This is a genomic window from Streptomyces sp. ATexAB-D23 (assembly GCF_000373645.1).
GTDB classification, from domain to species: domain Bacteria; phylum Actinomycetota; class Actinomycetes; order Streptomycetales; family Streptomycetaceae; genus Streptomyces; species Streptomyces castrisilvae.
This window is the reverse complement of the sequence record NZ_KB892057.1, coordinates 176,966-191,641: the sequence shown is the minus strand read 5'-3', so window position 1 is coordinate 191,641 and position 14,676 is coordinate 176,966. Positions and strand designations below refer to the sequence as shown.

Genomic DNA, 14,676 nt, shown 5'->3' with positions numbered 1-14,676 from the left:
CGCACGACAGAACTTCGCACCAAGAGAACTGAGATGTGGGAGACGAGATGCCGCTGAACCGAAGGACGTTCCTGGGGACATCGGCCGCGGCCGGCGCGGGTGCGGTGATCGCGGGCGGTGCCGCGGCGCCCGCCCAGGCGCACGGTCGCGGGCCGGGCCATGGGCACGGGCATGGGCAGAAGCGGTATTCGTTCACCGTGATGGGGACGACCGACCTGCACGGGAACGTCTTCAACTGGGACTACTTCACCGACGCGGAGTTCGACGACCAGGATCACAACGACGTCGGTCTGGCGAAGATCTCGACGCTGGTGAACCAGGTGCGGCGGGAGAAGGGCCGTCACAACACGCTGATGATCGACGCGGGTGACACGATTCAGGGCACCCAGCTGTCGTACTACTACGCGAAGATCGACCCGATCACGGCGAAGCGCGGTCCGGTGCACCCGATGGCGCGGGCGATGAACGCGATCGGTTACGACGCGGCGGCGCTGGGCAACCACGAGTTCAACTACGGCATTCCGGTGCTGCGGAAGTTCGAGGAGCAGTGTGATTTCCCGCTGCTCGGGGCGAACGCGCTGGACGCGAAGACCTTGCGGCCGGCGTTCGCGCCGTACGTGATCAAGAAGCTGCGCACGCCGCACGGCCGGGATGTGAAGGTGGCGGTGCTGGGTCTGACGAATCCGGGGATCGCGATCTGGGACAAGGCGAACGTCGGCGGGAAGATGGTGTTCCCGGGTCTGGAGGAGCAGGCGGCGAAGTATGTGCCGCGACTGCGTTCGATGGGCGCGGACGTGGTGATCGTGTCGGCGCACTCGGGCAACAGCGGGACGTCGTCGTACGGGGACCAGATTCCGTACGTGGAGAACGCGGCGGGTCTGGTGGCGGAGCAGGTGCCGGGGATCGACGCGATTCTGGTGGGTCACGCGCATCTGGAGATCCCCGAGTACTTCGTGGAGAACAAGAAGACCGGGAAGAAGGTCGTGCTCTCGGAGCCGTTGAAGTGGGGGCAGCGGCTGACGCTGTTCGACTTCGACGTGGTGTGGGAGAAGGGCCGCTGGGTGGTGGAGAAGGCCGGTTCCCGGGTGCTGAACTCGAACACGGCGGCGGAGGACCCGAAGATCACGAAGCTGCTGACGGGCGAGCACAAGAAGGTCGTGGCGTACGTCAACCAGGTGATCGGGACGTCGACGGCGGCGATGACGACGGCCGAGGCGGCGTGGAAGGACGAGCCGATCATCGACCTGATCAATGTCGTCCAGACGGAGACGGTGAAGGAGGCGCTGGCCGGTGGCGAGTACGCGGATCTGCCGGTGCTGTCGCAGGCGTCGTGTTTCTCGCGTACGGCTCGGATTCCGGCCGGTGATGTGACGATCAAGGACGCGGCGGGGCTGTACCCGTTCGAGAACACGCTGGAGGCTCGGCTGCTGACGGGCGCGCAGATCCTGGACTACCTGGAGTTCTCGGCGCGGTATTACGTGCAGACGGCCGCGGGTGCGGCGGTGGACCCGGAGAAGTTGACGAATGCGGACAACACGCCGGATTACAACTACGACGCGGTGTCGGGTCTGACGTACGACATCGACATCGCGAAGCCGGCGGGTTCGCGGATCGTGAATCTGTCGTTCGAGGGGAAGGCGATCGACCCGGCGGCGCAGTTCGTGCTGGCGGTGAACAATTACCGGGCGAGCGGCGGGGGCAATTTCCCGCATGTTCCGGGTGCGAAGCAGCTGTGGGCGAATTCGGAGGAGATCCGGAACACGATCATCGGCTGGGTGCAGGCGAAGGGTTCGGTGGACGGTGCGCAGTTCGCTTCGGTGGACTGGCGGCTGACGCGGGACGGTACGCCGGTGTTCTGATCGCGGCGGTTCGGGTGTGCTGTGGGCGGTCGTTCCTCTTCCCGGTGCGGGAGGTGGGGCGGCCGCCCTTTTCACGTGCGCGGGTGGTCAGTTGTTGCGGGTGAGGGGGGCGGGGTTGGGGTTCTGGGCGGGGATGGCGGGCTGGGTGAGGCCGAAGGTGGTGAAGGCGGTGCGTCGTGGGAGGGGGTAGGGGGTGGTGCCGGTGAGGTCGTTGAGGATGGTGGCACTGCGCCAGGCGGCGAGGCCGAGGTCGGGGGCGCCGACGCCGTGGGTGTGGCGTTCGGCGTTCTGTACGTAGATGTGGCCGGTGACGGCGGGGCCGAGGTCGAGGCGGTAGCGGTCGTCGACGCGGGGGCGGCCGGAGGTGTCGCGGCGCACGTGGGGGGCGAGCCCGTCGAGGATGTGGTCGAGGGGGCGTTCGCGGTAGCCGGTGGCGAGGACGACGGCGTCGGTGGTGAGGCGGCTGCGGGTGCCTTGCTGGGTGTGTTCGAGGTGGAGTTCGACACGGGTGTTGGCGACGCGGCCGGCGGTGCGTACGGCTACGCCGGGGGTGAGGGTGGCGTCGGGCCAGCCGCCGTGGAGGGTGCGGCGGTAGAGCTCGTCGTGGATGGCGGCGATGGTGTCGTGGTCGATGCCTTTGTGGAGCTGCCATTGCTGGGGGACGAGGGTGTCGCGGGTGGGTTCGGGGAGGGCGTGGAAGTAGCGGGTGTAGTCGGGGGTGAAGTGTTCGAGGCCGAGTTTGGAGTACTCCATGGGGGCGAAGGCGGGGGTGCGGGCGAGCCAGTGGAGTTTTTCGTGGCCGGCGGGGCGGGCGCGCAGGAGGTCGAGGAAGATCTCGGCGCCGGACTGGCCTGATCCGATGACGGTGATGTGTCCGGCGTCGAGGAGGCGGTCGCGGTGGTGGAGGTAGTCGGCGGAGTGGATGACGGGGACGGTGCCGGCGTCGGTGAGGGGTTTGAGGGGTTCGGGGATGTGGGGTTCGGTGCCGATGCCGAGGGCGATGTGGCGGGTGTGGGTGCGGCCGGGTGAGGCGGCTTCGCCGAGGGCGTCGAGCCGGGTGTGGTCGACTTCGAAGTGGGCGGCCCGGGGGTTCCAGCGGACGGCGTCGACCCGGTGGCCGAAGTGGAGGCCGGGGAGCTGGTCGCTGACCCAGCGGCAGTAGGCGTCGTATTCGGCGCGGTGGATGTGGAAGCGCTCGGCGAAGTAGAAGGGGAAGAGGCGGTCCTGGGTGCGTTGGTAGTTGAGGAAGCTCCAGGGGCTGGTGGGGTCGGCGAGGGTGACGAGGTCGGCGAGGAAGGGGACTTGGAGGGTGGCGCCGTCGATGAGGAGTCCGGGGTGCCAGTGGAAGGCGGGGCGCTGTTCGTAGAAGGCGGTGGTGAGGGGGGTGGTCACGCCGTGGGCGAGGGCGGCGAGGGAGAGGTTGAAGGGGCCGATGCCGATGCCGACGAGGTCGTGCGGGCGGTGGGGGTCCTCGGGGGTGGGCCGGTCGGTCATCGCAGGGTGCTGCCTTCCTTGAGTTCGGTGGTGAGGTGGGTGACGAGGTCGAGGAGGCGGCGGAGGTCCTCGGGGGTGGTGTGGGGGTTGAGGAGGGTGGCTTTGAGCCAGAGGCGGCCGTGGGCGTGGGTGCGGCCGAGTACGGCGTGGCCTCGGGTGAGGAGGGTGCGGCGGATGGTGGCGACGGTGTGGTCGTCGGCGGCGGTGGGGCGGAAGAGGACGGTGCTGATGGTGGGGCGGTCGTAGAGGTCGAGGGTGGGGGTGCGGGTGATGAGGTCGGCGAGGTGGTGGGCGGCGGCGCAGGTGCGGTCGATGAGGTCGGCGAGTCCGGTGCGGCCGAGTGCCTGGAGGGTGATGGCGATTTTGAGCGCGTCGGGGCGGCGGGTGGTGCGCAGGGAGCGGCCGAGGAGGTCGGGGAGGCCGGCTTCGGTGTCGTCGTCGGCGTTGAGGTAGGGGGCGTGGTGGTGGAGGGCGTGGAGGTGGCGGCGGTCGGGGACGGCGAGGATGCCGGCGGACGCGGGTTGCCAGCCGAGTTTGTGCAGGTCGAAGGTGACGCTGTCGGCGCGGTCGAGGCCGTTGACGAGGTGGCGGTGGGTGGGGCTGAAGAGGAGGGGTCCGCCGTAGGCGGCGTCGATGTGGAGTTCGGCGCCGTGCTGGGCGCAGAGGTCGGCGATGTCGGTGAGGGGGTCGATCTGTCCGGTGTCGGTGGTGCCTGCGGTGGCGGTGACGAGGAGGGGGGCCTTGCCCTGGTTGCGGGTGAGGGTGTCGTGGAGGGCGGTGAGGTCGATGGTGCCGGTGGGGGCGGGCACGGTGAGGGGTTCGGGGAGGCCGAGGAGCCAGGCGGCGCGGGCGGTGCTGTGGTGGGCGTTGGTGCCGGTGACGGTCTGGACGGGGCCGTGGCGTTCGCGGGCGAGGAGGAGGGCGAGTTGGTTGGCCTCGGTGCCGCCGGTGGTGATGACGGCGTCGGGTGCGGGGTGGTGGGGGTAGATCTCGGCGGCGAGCCCGGCGGTGGTGTCGGCTTCGAGGGTGGAGGCGGCGGGGGCCTGGTCCCAGGAGTCCATGGAGGGGTTGAGGGCCGAGGCGGCGAGGTCGGCGGCGGCGGCGAGGGCGAGGGGCGGGGTGTGGAGGTGGGCGGCGCAGAGTGGGTCGGCGGGGTCGGCGGCGCCTTCGGTGAGGGCTTGGACGATGGTGGCGAGGGCGTGGTGGGCGCCGGTTCCCTGGTCGGGGATGAGGGGGGTGAGGGTGGTGCGCATGTGGGGGGTGACGGTGTCGGGTCCGCCTGCGGGGAGGGGGCCGTCGCGGCGGCGGGCGCCTTCGGTGAGTGCGGTGAGGACGGTGTCGAGGAGGGGGCGCAGCGCGGTGGGTCCGGTGGTGGATCCGGCGAGGGGTGGGGTGGGCATGGGGTGGCTGGTCCTTCGGGCGCGCGTGGGTGGTGTGCGGGCATGGGTGTGCATGCCAGCTTGTCCGGTTTTCGGGTGGCGCTGCCGGGGAGCCGGATGATCTGAACTCGAAGGGGTGGCCGAGTGTGGATCGGTCCGGGTTGCCGGTGGTCGGGGTGGTATGCGGGTGTGGTTCTACGGGTGTGCCCGGCCTGCTCCTCGGTGGTGGGGGCGGGCCGGGCACGGGGTGGTGCGGGTCGTTCGGAGCACGTTTCGGGTCAGTGGGCGTCGCGTACGGTCAGGGCGCGGCGCAGGTCGTCGAGCTGGTCGGTGATCTTGCGGCGCAGGGCGGGGGTGAGGGTCCGGTCGGTGAGGGCTTCTTCGCCGAGGCGGAGGTTGTCGGTGTCGATGGCGTGGACGGGGAAGGCGTGGGCTCCGGCAGCTTCGGCGATGGCGGGGCCGCGGCGGTTGGCGAGTCGGTTGGCGTCCGGGTAGTAGCGGGGCACGTATGCGCGGACGAGGTCGGTCTGTTCGGGCTGCCAGAAGCCCTGGGCGACGGCGGTGAAGAGGTAGTTGGAGAGGGTGTCGTCGCTGAACATGGCGTGCCAGGCGGCGGCCTTGGCCTCGGGGGTGGGCAGGGCGGCGCGGCAGCGGGCGGCGCCTTCCTGGCCGGTGGCGCTGGGGTCGGCTTCGAGGGCGGCGGCGATGGCGGTTTCGTCGGTGGCGCCGAGGACGGCGAGGCGGGTGAGGATGCGCCAGCGCAGTTCGGGGTCGAGTTCGGGTCCGCCGGGGACGGTGTCGTCGCTGAGCCAGCCCTGGATGGTGTCGGGCTGGGTGGCGGCGGCGATGAGGTGGCGTACGGCGGTGAGGCGCAGGCCGGGGCGGGTGCCGTCCTCGGTGCGGCGGATGAGGTCGCGGCACAGGGCGGTGAGGGTGGCGAGGGCGGCGGGCCGGTCGTCGGGGGCGGTGTAGCGGCCCGCCGCCCAGGTGTCGGCGAACCCGAGGACGCCTTGGAGGAGGGCGAGGTCGGTTTCGTGCGGGAGGTGGGTGCGGGCCGCTTCGAGGTAGGTGGCGGGGGGCAGTTCGCCGTCGCGGACCATGTCGCGGGCGGCGTTCCAGATCACGGCGCGGGTGAGGGCGTCGGGGATGCCGGAGAGGCTGCCCAGCGCGGTGTTCCAGGAGTCGGCGTCGAGGCGGATCTTGGCGTAGGTGAGGTCTTCGTCGTTGATGACGACGAGGGCGGGGCGGCGGCCGGGGCGGGTGGTGGGGGTGTCCTGGGGGATGCCGGTCTCGAAGCGTTCGCGCAGGACGAGGGGGGTGGGGCCGTGCCGGGTTTCGAGGGTGTGGTCGTAGGCGCCGACGCTGATGCGGTGGGGGCGGGTGCCCTGCCGGCCGACGGTCAGTGACCAGGTGGTCTCGGTGTCGGTGGTGTGCGCGGTGAGGGTGTCGATTCCGGTGGTGCGCAGCCACTGGTCGGCCCAGCCGTGGACGTCGCGGTCGGTGGCCGAGGCGAGGTTGTCGATGAAGTCGGCGAGGGTGGCGTTGGCGAACTTGTGGCGGGCGAAGTGGGTGTTGATGCCTGCGAGGAAGTCCTTCTCGCCGAGCCAGGCGACGAGTTGACGCAGGGCCGACGCGCCCTTGGAGTAGGAGATGCCGTCGAAGTTGAGGAGGGCGGAGGCGGTGTCGGGGACGGCGGCCGGGTCGGGCGCGACGGGGTGGGTGGAGGGGCGTTGGTCGGCGTCGTAGCCCCAGCCCTTGCGGGCGACACCGAATTCGACCCAGGTGTCGGTGAAGGAGGTGGCTTCGGCGAGGGTCTGGTAGCCCATGTACTCGGCGAAGGACTCGTTGAGCCAGATGTCGTCCCACCAGGCGAGGGTGACGAGGTCGCCGAACCACATGTGGGCCATCTCGTGGGCGATGACCATGCCGCGGGTCTGGCGTTCGGTGTCGGTGACGGCCGAGCGGTAGACGAATTCGTCGCGGAAGGTGACGAGGCCGGGGTTCTCCATGGCGCCGGCGTTGAATTCGGGGACGAACGCCTGGTCGTAGGAGTCGAACGGGTAGGGCTCGTCGAACTTCTCCTGGAACCGGTCGAAGCAGGCCCGGGTGATGCCGAGGATCTCGTCGGCGTCGGCGTCGAGGTGGGGGGCGAGGGACCGGCGGCAGTGGATGCCGAAGGGCAGGCCGGCGTGCTCGGTGGTCACGGAGTGCCAGGGGCCGGCGGCGACGGCGACGAGGTAGGTGGAGACCGGCGGCGTGGGGGCGATGGTCCAGCGGCCGCCCCCGGTGTGCTCGGCGATTCCGTTGCCGAGGACGGTCCAGCCCTCCGGGGCGGTGACGGTGAGGGCGAAGACGGACTTCAGGTCGGGCTGGTCGAACGCGGCGAAGACGCGCTGGACGTCCTCCATGAACAGCTGGGTGTAGACGTACGTCTCGTTGTCGCTGGGGTCGGTGAAGCGGTGCATGCCTTCGCCGGTGCGGGAGTAGCTCATCGAGGCGTCGACGCGCAGTTGGTGGGGCCCGGGGGTGAGGCCGCGCAGGGGGAAGCGGTTCTCGGTGAGGTCCGTGGGGTCCAGCGGCTGTCCGTCCAGGCTGACCGAGCGCAGGGCCGCGGGCTTGAGCTCGATGAAGGTGTCCCCGGCCGTGCGTGCGGTGAAGTCGATCACGGCACGGGAGCCGAAGGTCTCCTCCCCCGCGGTGAGATCGAGTTCGATCGTGTATCGCTGTACGTCGAGGATCTGGGCTCGGGTCTGCGCTTCATCGCGCGTCAGTACGGACATGGGGACATGCTGCCGTATCCGCGGGGCGGCGTGCAGGCGGGTTCCGGCGGAACCGGGCGGGGGCGGCCGATCCTTTGAGGGCTAAGATTCTTACCCCATTGTGTACCTGCGCGGAGGTGTGGCGGGATGGCGAAGGACCAGGACGCGGTGGCGTCGATCGTGGCGGACTGGCGGCGCGAGCGGCCCGAGCTGGACACGGCTCCGCTGGAGGTCTTCGGGCGGCTGCACCGGGCGTTCCTGCGGTACAGCACGGCCATCTCCCGGCCGGTGGAGCGCAAGGGCCTGTCGATGGCGGGGTTCGACGTGCTGACGGCGCTGCGCCGGGCGGGGGCTCCGTTCCGGCGTACGGCGGGTGAGCTGGCGGATTCCGGGCTGATCAGCTCGGCGGGCGTGACGCTGCGGATCGACCGGCTGGAGAAGGACGGGCTGATCCGGCGCGAGCGCGATCCGCAGGACCGGCGGGTGGTGCACTCGCGGCTGACGGACGAGGGGCTCTCGCTGATCGACGAGCTGTTCTCGGAGCATCTGGACAACGAGCGGCGGATGCTGGCGGGGCTGTCGGAGGCGGAGTGCGAGCAGCTGGCGGGGTTGCTGGAGAAGCTGGAGCGGTCGGTGCTCGACGCGGAGGGCGGTGCGTAGGCGCTCCGCGGGGCGCCGGTGGACCCGGTGCGGGTGGTGTCCCCGGTCGATCGCCGGACGGGCCTGGTTCGCGGGCGTCCTCGGCCCGGTGCGGGAGTGTCCCCGGCCGCCGGACGGCTCGGTGCCGCCGGCGGCCGAGGACGTGCGTCAGGCCCCCGCCGCCTGGCTCTCCGCCTCTGTGCGGTACATGCGGCGGACTCGTACCACTCCCAGGTCGTGCTGGTAGAGGTTCTCCGCCCGGTCGGCGTCGGTGCGCAGGTCCTCCAGCATGACGCGGTCCTGTTCGAGGACCTCCCAGTGGCGGTCCTCCAGGAGCGTCTTGTACAGGAAGCGCCAGGTGTCGCGCTGCCAGCCGGTGACCTCGCGGTAGCGCCAGAAGAAGACGGAGCAGCGGTTCTCGTCGATGGGGGTGGCCATGCCGACGATGCCGAACGGGCCGCCGGGGCCCGCGGTCGGCGGGTAGGGGATGGTGAGGTCGACCCAGTCGACGCCGGTGCGGCAGAGCTCGACCCAGTCGAAGTTGACGCCGCTCTGGTCGGTCTTCTCGAAGAAGAACCCGCGTTCGGTCTCGCGGATGCGGAAGCGGGCGGTGGTCTGCCCCTCGGCCATGCTGTGCGAGTCGCGGTGGAGGAACGAGCCGTGCATGGGGTCGAGCAGGTTCTCGACGGCGTAGCGCCAGTTGACGTTCCACTCGGCGTAGCAGAGGAAGGCCGAGGTGCCGGGGTCGGTGAGCGGTTCGGGGAGGGTGAGCGGGACGGGTTCGGCGTGGGCGTGGTCGCCGAAGTAGGCGAGGATCGCGCCGCCGGTCTCGGTGAGGTGGGGGGCGGCGACGAGCTGCTTGCCTTCGAGGTTGCAGCCGGGCAGGCCGGGGACGGCGGCGACGGTGCCGGTGCCGTCGACCTGGACGCCGTGGTACCAGCAGGCGATGCGGTCGCCGAGGTGTTTGCCGAGGGAGAGGCGGGCGCCGCGGTGGGGGCAGCGGTCCTCCAGCATGTGGAGGGTGCCGTCGGCGCGGCGGAAGAGGAGCCATTCCTCGCCGAGGAGGGTGAGGCGTTTCATGCCGCCGGCGGGGACGAAGTCCGAGGGGCAGACGGCGTACCACTGGTTGCGGATGCCGGTGGCGAAGAGCCGGTCGGCGGTGCGGTCGCCGGGGCGGGCGACTTCGGAGGGGCGGGTGGGGGTGCCCTGCGGCACGGGGGTGGTGGCGGTGGTCATGGCTGTCTCACGCTCCCAGTCGGCGCATCTCGGTGCGGAAGGTGTCCTCGGTCCAGGGGCTGCCGTCGGGGGCGGGCACGTCGCGGGCGTTGAGTCCGGCGACGAGTCCGGGCAGGTCGTGGGCTCCGCCGCCGAAGACCTCCTCGATGACGGCGGCGAGCTTCTTCTCGTACGGGGTGGGCTCGGCGGTGCGGGCCTGGTTCGGGTCGAGGTACTGCGGGCTGGTCGGGCCGGTCATGTCGGCTCCCTTCGGGGCGGTTCAGAGGTCGAGTACGAGGCGGGGGGTGCGGGAGCGGGAGACGCAGAGCATCATCGAGGCGCCGGCTTCGCGTTCGCCGTCGCTGAGGAGGAAGTCACGGTGGTCGGGGACGCCTTCGACGACCTTGGTCTCGCAGGTGCCGCAGATGCCGTCGCGGCAGGAGGAGGCGACGGGGACGCCGGCGTTCTCCAGGGCGTCGAGCACGGTGGTGCCGGGGGCGACCTCGACGGTGCGTCCGGTGCGGGAGCAGACGACGTCGAAGCCGGTGTCCTGGCCGTCGGGCTGCCGGGCGGCGGGTGCGGCGAAGCGTTCGGTACGGGCGTCGGGGCAGCGTTCCTCGACGGCGGCGAGGAGGGGTTCGGGGCCGCAGCAGTAGACCTGGGTGCCCGGTTCGAGGGTGCCGAGCAGGGTGTCGAGGTCGGGGTGGCCCTGTTCGTCCTGGGGGATGAACTCGACGGTGGCGCCGGGGAGCCCGGCGAGTGCGGCGAGTTCGGCGGTGAAGGCCATGGAGGCGCGGGTGCGGCCGCCGTGGACGAGCCGCCAGGGGGTGCCGGTGCGGGCGGCCTCGCGGGCCATGGCCAGGAGCGGGGTGATGCCGATGCCCCCGGCGATGAAGAGGTAGCCGGTGGCGTCGCCCGCGGGGTCGAGCGCGAAGTGGTTGCGGGGGCCCTGGACGTGGAGGGTCTGGCCGGGCCTCAGCTGGGTGTGGACATGGGCGGAGCCGCCGCGTGAGGCGGGTTCGCGCAGGACGCCGATGCGCCAGCGGGTGGTGTCGGCGGGGTCGGAGCACAGGGAGTACTGGCGGATGTGGCCGCCGGTGTGCACGTCGATGTGGGCGCCGGGCCGCCAGGCGGGGAGGGGGGCGCCGTCGGGGTGGGTGAGTTCGATGCTCAGCACCCCGTCGGCCTCCCACGTCATGCGGTGGACGAGCAGGTCGAGCCGGGGTTCCTCGGCGGATGTCATGACGGGTTGCCTCCTTCTCCCTGGGTGTCGGTGGCGGCGGCGGGAAGCTTGACGGGCGGGGTGAACGGGGTGTTCATCGGGCCGAGCGCGACGAGGTCGATCTCGACCAGGGCCGGGCCGGGGGTGGTGACGGCCTCCTTGATGACGGGCCCCGCGTCGGCCTCGGCGGCGATCCGGGCGTACGGGAGGCCGACGGCGGCGGCGAGCAGGGCGAAGTCGGGGGTGGTGAGGTCGACTCCGGAGCGGCGGGGGAAGTGGCTGTCCTGCATGTTGCGCAGGACGCCGTAGCCGCCGTCGTTGAAGACGAGGAGGGTGAGGTCGGGCTTCTCCTGGGCGAGGGTGAGGAGTTCGCCGAGGTGGACGGCGAGGCCGCCGTCTCCGGCGATGACGACGGTGGGGGTGCCGGGGCGGCCGAGTGCGGCGCCGATGCCCATGGCGAGGCCCTGGCCGATGCCGCCGCCGCGCGGGAAGACGTTGGTGGCCGGGTCGGTGATCTCCAGGAGCCGGTTTCCCCAGGTGGACGACGGGATGGTGACGTCCCTGGCGATGACGGACCCGGGCGGGCAGGCGTCGCGGATCGCGTCGTTGACCGCCGCCTGCGGCCCGATGGCGTGGCGCTGCGCGGTGCGGGCGCCGGTACGGGCCTGGCGTACGCGCTCCGGCCAGCCCGGCTCCGTACCGCCGCTGGTGACGCGGCCCAGGAGGGCGGCGAGTACGGCGGTGGCGTCGCCGGTGAGGGCGACGGTGGCCGGGTACACGCGGCCGGGGGCGGCCGGGTCCAGGTCGATCTGGATGTGGGTGGCGGGGAGTTCGAGGCCGTAGTCGGCGGTCTCGTTGGAGCGGAAGTGGGTGCCGATGGAGAGCAGCGCGTCGGCCTCGGCGAGCAGGGCGCGGCCGGCCGGGGCGGTGGCGTAGTTGCCGAGGACCCGGTCGTCGGACTCGGGGACGGCGCCGCGGCCGGAGTTGGAGGTGACGAGTCCGGCGTTCAGGGCGTCCAGGAGGGCGGCGACCTCGGGGCGGGCGCTGTTGGCTCCGCCGCCGGCCCAGAGCAGGGGGCGGCGGGCGGCGGACAGCAGGGCGGCCGCCTCGTCCAGGAGCGCCGCGTCGGGCAGGTCGGGGGCGGGGGCCCGGGGCACGGGGGTGCCGGTGAGCCGCTGGGGCGCGAACTGGAGGTCGATGGGCCACTCGACGCTGACCGGGCCGTGCGGGGCGGTCAGGGCGCGGGCCGCCGCCTCGCGCAGGAGGCCGCCCGCGTTCTCGGCGTCGGTGACGGTGACGGCGTGGGCGCAGACCGCGCGGAGCATGCCGAGCTGGTCCTTGGTCTCGTGGATGAAGCCGCGTCCGGAGCCGAGGTGGGCGCTGTCGATCTGTCCGGTGATGTGGAGGACGGGGGTGCCGGAGCTGAGGGACTCGATGAGGGAGCCGGCCGCGTTGCCCGCCCCGGTGCCGGTGCTGGTGAGGGCGCAGCCGAGGTTGCCGGTGGCGCGGGCGTAGCCGTCGGCGGCGTTGACGGCCGCGGCCTCGTGGCGGACGGGGACGAAGCGCAGGTCGCGGTCGACGGCTTCGACGAGCGGCAGGTTGTGCACGCTGACGATGCCGAACACCGTGTCGACGCCCAGTCCTCGTAGCGTCTCGACGAGCAGGTCGCCGCCATTGGGTCGGGTCATGTCGGGTGCTCCTGGTGAGGGGTTCGGGCAGGGGGTTACGCGACGGCTCGGTTGACGCCGCCGCAGACGTCGACGGTGGTGCCGGTGATGTAGGAGGCCCTGGGTGAGAGCAGGGCGGTGACGGCGTACGCGACTTCGTCGGCGTTGCCGAGGCGGCCGAGCGCGATGCCCCGGTCGGCGGCGAGTTCGGCCTGCCAGGCGGGGTAGTCCAGGGGACTGCCGGAGGCGGCGTGGCGGCGTTCCCACTGCCCGGTGTCGATGAGGCCGAGGCAGACGGAGTTGACGCGGATGTTGTCGGGGGCGAGTTCCTTGGACAGGGAGGTGGAGAGGTTGAGGATGCCGGCGCGGGCGGCACTGGTGGTCATCAGCCGGGTCTCGGGCTGTTTGGCGAGGACGGCGTTGATGTTGACGACGGAGGCGGCGCCGGATGCGCGCAGGTGGGGCAGGGCGGCGTGCAGGGGGTTGAGGACGCCGAAGAATTTGAGTTCCAGCTCCTCGCGCCAGTCGGCGGGGGTGGTCTCGGCGAAGGGTTTCATCCGGGAGGCGCCGGCGTTGTTGACGAGGCCGTCGAGGCCGCCGAGGTGGTCGGCGGCGGCGTCGGTGAAGGCGCGTACGGCGGCCTCGTCGGTCACGTCGCAGGGGGCGTGGTAGAGCGAGCCGGGTCCGGCGAGGCCGTCGAGGGCCTTCGCGAGGGCGTCGGCGCGGCGGCCGCAGGTGGCGACACGGGCGCCTTCCCGGAGCAGTGTGCGGACGGTGGCGAGGCCGACGCCGGAGCTGCCGCCGGTGACGAGGATGCGGGTGCCTTTCAGGCGGAGGTCCATGTCGCGGCTCCTTGCGGGTTGGGGTGGGCGGGGCGCTCCGCGGGGGCGCCGGGACCCCGGTGCGGGTGGTGTCCTCAATCGCCGGACGGGCCCGGTGTGCCGGGCGGGCCCGGTGTGCCGGGCGGGCCCGGTGTGCCGGGCGGGCCCGGTGTGCCGGGCGGGCCCGGTGTGCCGGGCGGGCCCGGNCCCGGTGTGCCGGGCGGGCCCGGTGTGCCGGGCGGGCCCGGTGTGCCGGGCGGGCCCGGTGTGCCGGGCGGGCCCGGTGTGCCGGGCGGGCCCGGACTCGTTCGGGGGCGGGAACGGTCAGTTCATCGTGAAGCCGCCGTTGACCGCGAAGGTCTGGCCGGTGATGTAGCCGGACTCCTCGCCGATGAGGAAGGCGATCAGGCCGACCAGGTCGGAGGGTTGCTGGGGACGGGAGATGGCCCGGTTCAGCCGGTACAGCTCGTGGCGTTCGGCCGGGATGTCCACGGCGGACTCCCCTTCCGTGAGGCCGGGGGCGACCGCGTTGACGGTGATACCGAGGTCGCCGGTCTCGCGTGCCATCGCCCGGGTCAGGGAGATCACCGCGCCCTTGGACGCGATGTAGTGGGCGAGCCGGGGTGAGCCGTAGAGGGCGGCGTCCGATGCGAGGTTGACGATGCGTCCGGCGCCGTTGGCCCGCATGAGCGGGAGGAGGGCGCGGGCGACGAGCCAGGGGCCGCGGGCGTTGACCGTCATGATGCGGTCCCAGGTCTCGATGTCGATCTCGTGGAACGGTTTGCCGCCGACCGCGTTGGCGAGCCCGGCGTTGTTGACCAGCCCGTGGAGCCGGCTGCCGTCGCGGGCGAGGGTGTCGGCGAGGGCGGTGACGGAGTGCGGGTCGGCGACGTCGAGCGGGCGGTAGTCCGCGGTGATGCCGTCGGCGCGCAGCTCTGCCTCCGCCCGCCGGCCGGTGGCCGCGTCGAGTTCGGCGATGACGACGCGGAATCCGTCGCCGCCGATCCGGCGGGCCGCGGCCAGTCCGAGGCCGCGGCCGGCGCCGGTGACGACGACCGTGCGGGGGGTGTCGTCGGCGGCCATCAGTCGCGGGTGACGCCGTGCATCGGGGAGTGCTCGGGGTAGGTGGGGACCTGCGGCTTGCGGGTGCCGATGATGACGCAGAACAGGGCGTCGGTGTCCCCCTCGTTCTTCAGGGAGCGGGCCACTCCGGCGGGGACGACGATCATGTCGCGGTAGCCGAGGGTGCGGTACTCGCTCTCGCCGGCGCCGCGGTGGATGCCGACCCTGACCTGGCCCTCCAGGACGAAGAACGCCTCCTCCACGTCGTGGTGGGTGTGCTCGGGGCCCTCGGCGCCCGGCGGGAGCAGCATGTTGGAGAGGGTGAAGCCGCCCGAGGGCAGGATGCGGTTGTCGTTCTCGTGGTTGCCGGTGGCGCCGGAGCCGACGTAGCGGATCTGGGCGCGGCGGTACTGGGCGCCGGCCTTCTCCTGGAAGGACAGGGTGTCCCAGTCGGGTTCGCGGGAGTCCTTGGTGGCGATGAGGGAGTCGGTGAACTTCGCGAGGTCGCCGTTGTTCTCGTACGGGGTCTTGTCGATGGGCACGGGATGCTCCTCGGTGT

General features: G+C 72.0%; 12 protein-coding genes. 2 read left to right on the top strand and 10 right to left on the bottom strand.

Annotated elements, in window-relative coordinates; translation table 11 throughout:
- Window positions 1-47: 47 nt before the first annotated feature.
- Window positions 48-1,859: a bifunctional metallophosphatase/5'-nucleotidase gene (locus B082_RS0130635; RefSeq protein ID WP_026250354.1), complete on the top strand. Its 1,812-nt coding sequence runs from the start codon at window positions 48-50 to the stop codon at window positions 1,857-1,859.
- An 87-nt stretch (window positions 1,860-1,946) separates the two neighbouring features.
- On the opposite strand, the gene B082_RS0130630 is transcribed toward B082_RS0130635, so the two are convergent.
- The 3 genes from B082_RS0130630 to pepN all read right to left on the bottom strand — a co-directional run bounded on the left by B082_RS0130630 (window position 1,947) and on the right by pepN (window position 7,512).
- Window positions 1,947-3,353 (bottom strand): lysine N(6)-hydroxylase/L-ornithine N(5)-oxygenase family protein, encoded by a 1,407-nt coding sequence (locus B082_RS0130630; RefSeq protein WP_018555614.1) that lies wholly within the window; start codon window positions 3,351-3,353, stop codon window positions 1,947-1,949.
- On the bottom strand, window positions 3,350-4,753 hold the full coding sequence (locus B082_RS0130625; protein ID WP_018555613.1) for a pyridoxal phosphate-dependent decarboxylase family protein: 1,404 nt from the start codon (window positions 4,751-4,753) through the stop codon (window positions 3,350-3,352). Before B082_RS0130625 ends, B082_RS0130630 begins: the two co-directional genes overlap by 4 nt.
- Before the next feature lie 257 nt (window positions 4,754-5,010).
- A complete protein-coding gene (gene pepN / locus B082_RS0130620; RefSeq protein ID WP_018555612.1) occupies window positions 5,011-7,512 on the bottom strand; it encodes an aminopeptidase N in 2,502 nt (833 codons plus the stop codon).
- Between the two features lie 126 nt (window positions 7,513-7,638).
- On the opposite strand from pepN, the gene B082_RS0130615 reads away from it, so the two are divergent.
- Entirely contained in the window at window positions 7,639-8,151 is a 513-nt protein-coding gene (locus B082_RS0130615; RefSeq protein WP_018555611.1) for a MarR family winged helix-turn-helix transcriptional regulator, read from the top strand.
- Between the two features lie 147 nt (window positions 8,152-8,298).
- On the opposite strand, the gene B082_RS0130610 is transcribed toward B082_RS0130615, so the two are convergent.
- From B082_RS0130610 to B082_RS0130580, 7 genes are all read right to left on the bottom strand, one after another.
- The gene (locus B082_RS0130610; RefSeq protein WP_018555610.1) at window positions 8,299-9,366 is read right to left on the bottom strand and encodes an aromatic ring-hydroxylating oxygenase subunit alpha; all 1,068 of its coding nucleotides are present in this window, start codon (window positions 9,364-9,366) and stop codon (window positions 8,299-8,301) included.
- A gap of 7 nt (window positions 9,367-9,373) precedes the next feature.
- Window positions 9,374-9,604 (bottom strand): recombinase-like helix-turn-helix domain-containing protein, encoded by a 231-nt coding sequence (locus B082_RS0130605; RefSeq protein ID WP_018555609.1) that lies wholly within the window; start codon window positions 9,602-9,604, stop codon window positions 9,374-9,376.
- 21 nt (window positions 9,605-9,625) lie between these two features.
- Window positions 9,626-10,588 carry a PDR/VanB family oxidoreductase gene (locus B082_RS0130600; protein ID WP_018555608.1) on the bottom strand — a complete coding sequence of 321 codons (963 nt, stop codon included), beginning with the start codon at window positions 10,586-10,588 and terminating at the stop codon, window positions 9,626-9,628.
- Window positions 10,585-12,255 (bottom strand): thiamine pyrophosphate-binding protein, encoded by a 1,671-nt coding sequence (locus B082_RS0130595; protein ID WP_018555607.1) that lies wholly within the window; start codon window positions 12,253-12,255, stop codon window positions 10,585-10,587. The genes B082_RS0130600 and B082_RS0130595 overlap by 4 nt, the downstream gene beginning before the upstream one ends.
- Before the next feature lie 35 nt (window positions 12,256-12,290).
- Window positions 12,291-13,076: an SDR family oxidoreductase gene (locus B082_RS0130590; RefSeq protein WP_018555606.1), complete on the bottom strand. Its 786-nt coding sequence runs from the start codon at window positions 13,074-13,076 to the stop codon at window positions 12,291-12,293.
- Between the two features lie 303 nt (window positions 13,077-13,379).
- Entirely contained in the window at window positions 13,380-14,138 is a 759-nt protein-coding gene (locus tag B082_RS0130585; protein WP_018555605.1) for an SDR family oxidoreductase, read from the bottom strand.
- The gene (locus B082_RS0130580) at window positions 14,138-14,659 is read right to left on the bottom strand and encodes a cupin domain-containing protein (protein ID WP_018555604.1); all 522 of its coding nucleotides are present in this window, start codon (window positions 14,657-14,659) and stop codon (window positions 14,138-14,140) included. Before B082_RS0130580 ends, B082_RS0130585 begins: the two co-directional genes overlap by 1 nt.
- Between the last annotated feature and the right edge of the window lie 17 nt (window positions 14,660-14,676).